Origin of the sequence: Salinibacterium sp. (assembly GCF_031364185.1) — a bacterium.
Classification (GTDB): domain Bacteria; phylum Actinomycetota; class Actinomycetes; order Actinomycetales; family Microbacteriaceae; genus Rhodoglobus.
The window spans coordinates 1-7,462 of the sequence record NZ_JANLVV010000332.1 but is presented as its reverse complement, the minus strand read 5'-3'; the positions used below and the strand labels follow the sequence as shown (position 1 = coordinate 7,462).

Sequence of the window (7,462 nt, the reverse complement as noted above, 5' to 3'; positions counted from 1 at the left end):
CGACGAGCGCTCGCTCGCGCCCCATCGCCAGCAACCCGCGGTGGCCGCAGGTCGAGCGACCTTCCGTGAGCCCGTCGGTGTGACCGAGGTTGCTCGCGCCCTGAATAAGTACGACCTTGTGCTGATCTTCTTCCCACCGCGGTTCCCCAACAATATTTACGCATTGCCGAACAAGTTTTTTGAGGCGATCCAGGGGCGTCTCGGAGTAGTGATCGGCGATAGCCCGGAGATGGTGGGCTTCGTGCAGGAGCACGGTTTCGGCATCGTCGTGGAAGGTTGGAGCGCCTCGGACCTTGCAGCCGCGATCAACCGGTTGTCGGCGGCTGAGATCGCTGCCATAAAGCAGGCTTCGGCTCGTGCGGCTTCGGAACTTTCAACCAGAGGAGAGGGCCCTCGATTCCTGGCCGAGGTCGGAGCCTGATCCCGCTCTAGAGCCAGACGACGAAGATCGTCAGATGGTCGCCTTGCCGATGGCGCGGTAAGCGACTCCCGGCCACTGCTCAGAGGACGAGACCCGACGCCCGTCAATGAACGCCGTGACTCCTGGCAGGTCGCCTACGCGGAGCGATCGATACTCATCGTGGTCGGCCTGGACCACGGCGGCATCGACCGGCTCACCGAGGTGGTACGGGGTGAAGCCGAGCTTCACGAGCTCTTCGTCTGCGTACAACGGGTCGTGCACCACCGCGGTCGCGCCGCGCTGCGTGAGCGCTTCGACCGCGCCGAATACGCCGGAGAACGCCGTCTCCTTGACCCCCCCGCGGTAGGCGGCGCCGAGGACCGCCACCTTCGCCCCGGCCAGATCGCCGTATGCGCCTTCGAGCAGGCCGATTGTGTAGTCCGGCATCCCGGCGTTCGCGGCGCGCGCCGCAGCCACGACTGTCGCTTCCGGGTCGGTCCACAGGTATAGCCGGGGGTACACCGGGATGCAGTGGCCGCCAACGGCGATGCCTGGCTGGTGGATATGCGAGTATGGCTGCGAGTTCGACGCCTCGATGACCTTGTAGACGTCAATACCCGCTGTCGCCGCGTAGCGGGCAAACTGATTCGCAAGACCGATGTTCACATCTCGGTAGGTCGTTTCGGCGAGTTTTGCAAGCTCGGCGGCCTCCGCGCTGCCGAGATCCCACACGCCGTTCGGCTGGGGCAGGTCAGTGCGGTCGTCGAAGTCGAGCACCGCGCGGTAAAACTCGACGGCCCTCGACGCCCCCCGCTCGGTGAGTCCACCTACGAGCTTGGGGTACTTGCGGAGGTCGGCAAAGACCCGGCCGGTGAGCACCCGCTCCGGGGAGAAGACCAGATCGAAGTCCACGCCCTCCTTCAGACCCGAGATCTCCTCAAGCATGGGCTTCCATCTCGTTCGCGTGGTGCCAACGGGAAGGGTGGTCTCGTACGAGACCAGGGTGCCCCGAGTGAGCACCTCGCCGAGCGAGCGGGTGGCGGCATCCATCCAGCCGAAGTCCGGCTCGGCGGTGTCCTCATTGACGAAGAGTGGGACGACGAGCACGACGGCGTCGGCGCAGGGCACGGCCTCGGAGTAGTCGGTGGTGGCGCGGAGCTTGCCAGCCGGGACGAGGTCGGAGAGCTGCTCTTGGAGGCGCGCCTCGCCTGGAAACGGCTCGATGCCAGAATTAATCAGGTCGACCGTGCGCCGGGAGACGTCGACGCCGACCACTTCGTGCCCCTTACTAGCGAACTGGACGGCGAGCGGAAGCCCGATCTTGCCGAGGGCGATGACAGTGATCTTCAAGGAGTGTCTCCAGGTTAAGTTGAGCGGTTCAATGCTACTTGCCAATGATGGCGAGGCTCTCGTCCACCACTCGCCGTGCGATCGCGTTAAGCGAGTACTGGCTTGCCGACCACCTGGCCAGCTCGGCGCGTTCCGCGGGCTGCACGGGGGAGACCGCTGCCCTAATCATCGCTGCTGCAGCGGCCCCGACGTTGTAGCCGACTGCCACACCGGCCTGAGGATGCCCGCTCAGGAACGCTACGGTGGGCCCGACACCGGCGAAAATAACCGGGCATCCGGCGGTGAGCGAGGAGTAGACCTTGGTGGCCAGGGCGTATTCGTTCGCCGCAACAGGTGTAAGGCTCGCAACCGATACGGTGGCCCCTGCAAGAATAGGCGAAAGTGCCGCAGGTTGGATCGGGGCGTGGAACTCGACGTAGCGCTCAATTCCGAGCTCGCGCGCTCGGGCTCGAATCCCTTCGCGTTCTTCTCCGTTGCCGTAGAAGAGAAGGCGGGCACCGGGATATTGCTGAACGACCTCGTGCATGGCGTTGACAAAGATGCCCGCGCCATGCCACTCGGAGTGCGTGCCGGCATAGACGAAGACCGGCGGCTTGGGCGGCGTCTGGCCGTCGTAGTGGAAGGCCTTGGTATCGGCGCCGAAGCCGATCGGCACGGCGGGGGTTGTGACTCCGACCTCGCGCAAACGGTCTATCAGCGGCTCGTGCGCGGCAAAGAGCATCTTGGCGCCTTGCAGCCCCCATGACTCGACGCGGCGCAGGGTGCCTAGGATTAATGACGAACTCGTGACCATCTCTGCGGCCTCTGACCAGTAGTCAGCGGCCCTCACAACGTATGGCGTGCGGCGAAGCGCAGCGATGACGCGTACCACTCCCACGGTGGTGGGCGGGGGTTCAACGACATAGAGGTCGGCCCTTGGGGAAAATAGGAGCCGGAAGGCGAGAGGGAGGTCAAAGCTCATGTAACTGAGATACCCTCGCACATACTGCTGCCGGTCACGTTTCACCGATGCCCTGCGCACCTCTATGCCCGGCGGGTCGTTGACTATGGCGCCGCGCGGCGGTTTCGTGGTCAGGACCGTGACTTCGGCCCCGCGGTCGCGAAACTCTTCCGCCCAGGTGCGAAGGATTGCCGACGCTGCGGAGATCTCGGGGCCGAAGATCCGAGTTGCGATCACCACCCTCATCGATCACCGGCGAGGAGTCTCGATACAAGCGCGTCCTGAATGGCGCGGTCCGGCGCGCTAGAGAGCGCTCTTGCCGCTCGATTCGCCGCTGCCTTGAACCCTTTGACGTCTTCGACAGAGAGCTCTCGGAGTGCATCGACAAGCGCGTCCGCGGTCGTGCCCGCCGTAATGAGTCCAAGGCCGTACTCAGCAATGTGAGCGTCGATCTCGGGGGCCGGAGAGAACACCAGCCCGAGCCGGGCCTGCACGAAGTCGAAAAGTTTATTTGGCAGGTGGTAAAGGTGACTCAGGGTCTTCAGCGGGTAAAGGAAGACGCCGAGGTCATACTGATTGAGCACGGTCGGCAGGGCCGCTGGTGGCACGGGATCGTGCACGGTCACTCGTGGCGAGTTGGTGGCGAGCTTGCGGATAACGTCGAGGTGACCGCCGGGAACCTCGAGCAGGTAAAGGTCGAGACTGAATCGGTCGCCGAGGCGATTTGTCGCCTCTATCAACTCGACGATGTTGCGCTCTGCATCGGCAGTACCGCTGTGCACCAGGCGAATGATATTCGGGTCGACCGGTGTGGGCGCGAGGTCGCTCAAGTCGGCTGCGTTGCGCACGATCTCGTAGTTCACGCCGTAGCGGTCCCCGTATAAGGCGGCCAGTCCAGCGCTGACGCTCGTCAGGGCTGCAACTCGCGGCAGGTACTTCTTGCAGAGGTACTCCATGTACGGCCCAACAAGAATGCGCCAGACGAACACAGTCGCGCGCTCCTCCGCCGCCCATTCGTGCATGTCTGCATACACCTTCGATCCATCGGCCGCGAAAGCCAGAGGAAGCGCTCTGGCATCATTGGCAATGACGAGGTCGTAGTGGCCAGACGCGACAACCTGCGCGAGAACGGCCCTCTCGCCGGGGGCGGTGAGCTCGACGGCGTGGTGGAGGTGCAGCGCGAGCTTGGCGACTCCGAACGGTGTCTCCGGCAGCGATGACGCGTTCTCTGGTACCTCGATGTGACGGGTGACGCCCTCGGGCGCCGCGCCATAGCCGACCGTCGTCACCTCACCGTGCTGTCGAAGCACCTCGATCTGGCGCAGCACCCGAGCGTCCGCGTGAATCGGCGAAAAGGACACGCAGAGGATTCTTTTAGGCTGCAATTGATGGACTCTCTCGACAGGGTGGTCCGGGGGGTGGTCGACCGTCGCCTAGAAGTCTACGGGGGCGGCATCGGCTAAGCTCGGCGGGTACCCGGTCGAGGCGCTCTGAGCCGCCTCGACCGAACCACGCAGCTCGCTTTTCGGCTGAGTGCGGCATTGGACCGGGAAGGCGAGTGCGGATGACGGCTGAGGCGCGACCATACCAGCGGTGCACACGCACCATCATGGACACGACCGACCCTGACATCTGGTTCGACGAGAACGGCGTCTCCTCTCACGCTCTCAACTTCGACGAGGTTTTCGAGCCGGATCTGGTTGCTGCCCAGCGCGGTGCGCGGCTCGATGAATTGGAGAAACTCGTCGACACCATCAAGGCGGCGGGCAAGGGCAAGCCGTACGACTGCATCATCGGCGTGTCAGGCGGCGTCGACAGCACCTACTTGACCCTGCAGGCCGTGCGACTCGGGCTGCGCCCACTCGTCGTCCACTTCGACAGCGGGTGGAACTCCGAGCTCGCCGTCAGCAACATCCACAACCTGGTGACGACCCTCAAGCTTGACTTGTACACCCACGTGGTCGATTGGCGGGAGATGAAGGATCTGCAGCTGTCCTTCTTCAAGGCGTCGCTGGCCAACTGCGACATCCCGACCGATCATGCATTCGGGTACGTCGCCTACCAGCAGGCGAAGAAGTACGGGATCAGGTACATCCTCTCCGGCGGCAACTCGGCGACCGAGTCCGTGCTGCCGGAGTCGTGGGGCTACAACGCCGACGACGCAAAGCACCTCAAAGCAGTGCAGCGCCGGTTCGGCAGCGTCAGGCTCAAGACCTACCCGGTGCTCGGCCTGTTCGCGCGCCACATCTGGTTTCCCATTGTTCGCCGCATCCAAACGGTGCGACCGCTCAACTACATGCCTTACATCTACAAGGATGCGAAGCAGGACATCACCGACAGTGTTGGCTGGCGCGACTATGGCGGCAAGCATTACGAATCGGTGTTCACCCGTTACTTCCAGGGCTACTACCTCCCGCACAAATTTGGCTATGACAAGCGACTCGCCCACTACTCGTCTATGATCCTCTCCGACCAGCTGACTCGTAATGACGCGCTGACACTGCTCGAGACTACGAATTACCCGAAGCAACTGCGCGACCAGGATCACGAGTTCATCGCGAAAAAGCTCGGGGTCTCGGTAGACGAGTTGGAGGCGCTTATCGAGCTGCCGCCGGTCGATTACACGGCCTATCCGAACTCGGACGCCTTCTGGCAGTTTGTCCGTCGGGCGGGAGCCCCGGTCGGGCGAATCGGGCGGCGGATCGGACTGCTCAAGTGACGGCAACGCGCCCCAGCATCCTCGTGCTGACCTACACACCGTTCGCGCAGGAGCCCCGGGCGCTCAAGCAGGTGCGGTTCCTCAAGGATTCCTACGACGTCACGACGGCCGGATTCGGTCCAGCGCCCTTCCCTGATGTGGCGCACCTCGAGATCCCACAGCTTCGACCGTTTCGATGGGGCCTGCTCGGCAAGCTGCTGAGCGCTGGGTTTCTTCTCATTCGGGTGTACTGGCCGCTCACCTGGCTCAACGCACTCGACCGCGAGACCTCGCGAATGCTCGGGGGCACGAAGTGGGACGTCATCATCGCCCACGACCTTAAGGCCCTCGACGTGTCGTTCGAGCTCCAGCCGCATCGCGGCGTCATCGTCGACCTGCACGAGTACGCACCGCGGCAGGAGGAGCATTCCTTCCTCTGGCGACTGCTGATCGCGCCATACCACCGATGGATGTGCAGAACGAAGGTACCGAAGGCAGCCGCGGTCGTAACGGTGAGCCAGGGAATTGCTGACGAGTACAAGCGCGTCTTCGGGTTCGATTCGACCCTTGTCGTCAACGCAACTCCGTATCAAGACAACGTCCCCCGCCCGGTCGGATCGCCGATTCGGCTCGTGCACAGCGGGGGAATCGCTGTGCAGCGGCGGCTCGACATCATGATCCAGGGCGTTCGGGAGTCATCCGCCGATGTCACCCTCGATCTCTTCCTCGTTGGTGGTGAATCGGAGCTGATGACGCAGCTTATGGACGTCGCGGCGGATGACAAGCGCATCCGCTTCCACGACCCGGTGCCGTACAACGAGCTCATCACGACCCTGAACGAATACGACATCGGACTGAGCATCTTCCCGCCGACGACGTTCAACCTTGCATGGTGCCTCCCGAACAAGTTCTTCGACTTCATTCAGGCGCGCCTTGGCGAGATCGTCGGCCCGTCTCCGGAGATGGCGCGATTCGTCGAGGAATACGACATCGGCCTGGTTCTTCCCGACTTTGAGCCGTCGTCGCTGGCAAGGGCCCTTGAGTCGCTCACCGCCGAGCGGGTAGACGCCTTTAAGGCTGCGTCGGCTGCCCATGCCGTCACGCTGTCGAGCGAGTCGCAGGCTGGCATCTGGGATGAACTCGTTGCCCGTGTGCTTGCTGGCGGTGCGGAGGCCGCGTGACGTGCGCTCGGGCGACACGTCGCCGAACACGTCAAACGTACCTGCCTCGCCTAGGCTTTGTGCAATGAGCGTCAATGAGTCGAGTCCGGGATCGACGGATATCCGGCCATACCAGCAGTGCGTCCGCACCATCATGGACACCACCGATCCCGACATCTGGTTCGACGAGCACGGGGTCTCGTCCCACGCTCTCCGATTTGATGCGGAGCTCGCGGCTGAGCTTCGCCAGGCGCAGGCTGGTGAACGACTCAGCGAGCTAGACATTATCGTCGCGGAGATCAAGAAGGCAGGCGAGGGTAAGCCTTACGACTGCGTGATCGGCATCTCCGGCGGCGTGGATAGTTCGTATGTCGCCCTTCAGGCCGTCAGGCTCGGGCTGCGACCACTCGCCGTCCATTTCGACAGCGGATGGAACAGCGAGCTCGCTGTCGACAACATCCACAATCTCGTCACGCGACTCGGGCTCGACCTGTACACACACGTCGTGGACTGGCGTGAGATGAAAGACCTGCAGTTGTCGTTCTTCAAGGCCTCGGTCGCCAACGCGGATACACCGACCGATCACGCATTCAGCTGGGTCGCCTACGCCCAGGCATCAAAGTATGGAATCAAATACATTCTCTCTGGGGCTAATTTCGCCAGCGAGTCGGTGTTGCCGACAGCGTGGGGATACGACGCGGGCGACGCCAAGCACCTCACCGCCATCCAGAAGCGATTCGGAACTGTCAAGCTCAAGACGTACCCGGTGATGGGGCTCGTGAAGCGAAACCTCTGGTATCCAGAGATCGTTCGCATTCGCACGATTCCGCTGCTTAACTACATTCCCTACGTTTACGCGGACGCCAAGCGTGCGATTGCCGACGAGCTCGGTTGGCGTGACTATGGCGGAAAGC

5 protein-coding genes and 2 pseudogenes are annotated in these 7,462 nt (G+C 63.0%); 4 read left to right on the top strand and 3 right to left on the bottom strand.

What is annotated here, in order from left to right; genetic code table 11:
- Nucleotides 1-421, top strand: a pseudogene (locus RMN95_RS14495) (hypothetical protein); the annotation flags it as partial.
- 30 nt (nucleotides 422-451) lie between these two features.
- On the opposite strand, the gene RMN95_RS14490 reads toward RMN95_RS14495, so the two are convergent.
- The 3 genes from RMN95_RS14490 to RMN95_RS14480 are packed head-to-tail and all read right to left on the bottom strand — an operon-like array spanning nucleotide 452 to nucleotide 4,051.
- Nucleotides 452-1,750 carry a nucleotide sugar dehydrogenase gene (locus tag RMN95_RS14490; RefSeq protein WP_309617616.1) on the bottom strand — a complete coding sequence of 433 codons (1,299 nt, stop codon included), beginning with the start codon at nucleotides 1,748-1,750 and terminating at the stop codon, nucleotides 452-454.
- A 34-nt stretch (nucleotides 1,751-1,784) separates the two neighbouring features.
- Nucleotides 1,785-2,927, bottom strand: a complete 1,143-nt coding sequence (locus tag RMN95_RS14485; RefSeq protein WP_309617615.1) for a glycosyltransferase — start codon at nucleotides 2,925-2,927, stop codon at nucleotides 1,785-1,787.
- Between the two features lie 5 nt (nucleotides 2,928-2,932).
- Nucleotides 2,933-4,051: a hypothetical protein gene (locus RMN95_RS14480; protein WP_309617614.1), complete on the bottom strand. Its 1,119-nt coding sequence runs from the start codon at nucleotides 4,049-4,051 to the stop codon at nucleotides 2,933-2,935.
- A gap of 203 nt (nucleotides 4,052-4,254) precedes the next feature.
- Here RMN95_RS14480 and RMN95_RS14475 point away from each other — a divergent pair, with 203 nt between their 5' ends.
- The 3 genes and pseudogenes from RMN95_RS14475 to RMN95_RS14465 all read left to right on the top strand — a co-directional run.
- Nucleotides 4,255-5,409: an N-acetyl sugar amidotransferase gene (locus RMN95_RS14475; RefSeq protein ID WP_309617613.1), complete on the top strand. Its 1,155-nt coding sequence runs from the start codon at nucleotides 4,255-4,257 to the stop codon at nucleotides 5,407-5,409.
- The gene (locus RMN95_RS14470; RefSeq protein ID WP_309617612.1) at nucleotides 5,406-6,569 is read left to right on the top strand and encodes a glycosyltransferase; all 1,164 of its coding nucleotides are present in this window, start codon (nucleotides 5,406-5,408) and stop codon (nucleotides 6,567-6,569) included. Before RMN95_RS14475 ends, RMN95_RS14470 begins: the two co-directional genes overlap by 4 nt.
- A 64-nt stretch (nucleotides 6,570-6,633) precedes the next feature.
- Nucleotides 6,634-7,462: pseudogene (locus RMN95_RS14465) on the top strand (hypothetical protein); the annotation flags it as partial.

Excerpts from the sequence above, each read along its gene's own strand:
- RMN95_RS14475 (WP_309617613.1), top strand. The coding sequence starts at position 4,255 with ATGACGGCTGAGGCGCGACCATACCAGCGGTGCACACGCACCATCATG.